Origin of the sequence: Flavobacterium sp. ACAM 123 (assembly GCF_000264055.1) — a bacterium.
In the GTDB taxonomy this organism is placed as follows: Bacteria; Bacteroidota; Bacteroidia; order Flavobacteriales; family Flavobacteriaceae; genus Flavobacterium.
This window is the reverse complement of sequence record NZ_AJXL01000235.1, coordinates 1-785: the sequence shown is the minus strand read 5'-3', so window position 1 is coordinate 785 and position 785 is coordinate 1. Positions and strand designations below refer to the sequence as shown.

The following is a 785-nucleotide window of genomic DNA, read 5'->3' as shown; positions in this document are numbered from 1 at the left end:
CTTTGCCAATCTGACTTTTTGGTAGGGTTAATTTGATTTGCAAAAACATCCACTTGCCTAGTTCGTTTATAATAGGTAAACTTTCCCGAAGCCTCAGCTCTTTGATTTGCTCAGGTCCAAGGTTTTGTTCTTTTGCTTTGCGCTCCACCGCATATAGCTTTTGTATTTCAACTAAAACATGTTGTGCTTTTTGCTTGTCATTATCTAAGGCTCTTTCAAATTCTCGCCGAGCATGTGCCCAACAGCCAAGAGGAGTGATATCTGATTTTTTTCCATAAGCTTTGTATCCTGCATATCCGTCTGTTTGCAAGTAACCTTTAAAGTTTTGCAAAATAGGTAGTGCAGCGCTACTTGCACGAGTAGGGCTGTAATTGAACATCACAAGCTTAGATATTGGGGCATGATACACCCAATAATAACCCAGATGTCGTTTTGTCTTTTTTCTTGTCGTCTAAAACCTTGATGGTGGTTTCATCCACTTGAAGATAACCTTCATTTTTAATATCCATTACCAGCTTCTCATACAAGGGTTTTAAAGCATCCATGCTCTGAGCAGCCCAACCCTCTATTGTAGAAGAAGCAATATCGATATCTTCTCTAGAGAACCGTTGCTTTTGACGATATAGGGGAAGGTGATCCACGTATTTATCTACTAGGATAGTGGCTAGTAGTCCTTCTGAAGGGATTCCTTTGTCTATGATTCTTTCGGGTAAATCCCCGATGGATATCTTGGTGTTGTCTTTATCCTTAGTCGCGTATTTGTATCGGATATATCTTTTGATTTT

1 pseudogene is annotated in these 785 nt (G+C 39.5%); it reads right to left on the bottom strand.

The features are described from left to right. Nucleotides 1–785 (bottom strand): annotated as a pseudogene (tnpC, locus tag A3SG_RS20505) (IS66 family transposase); the annotation flags it as partial.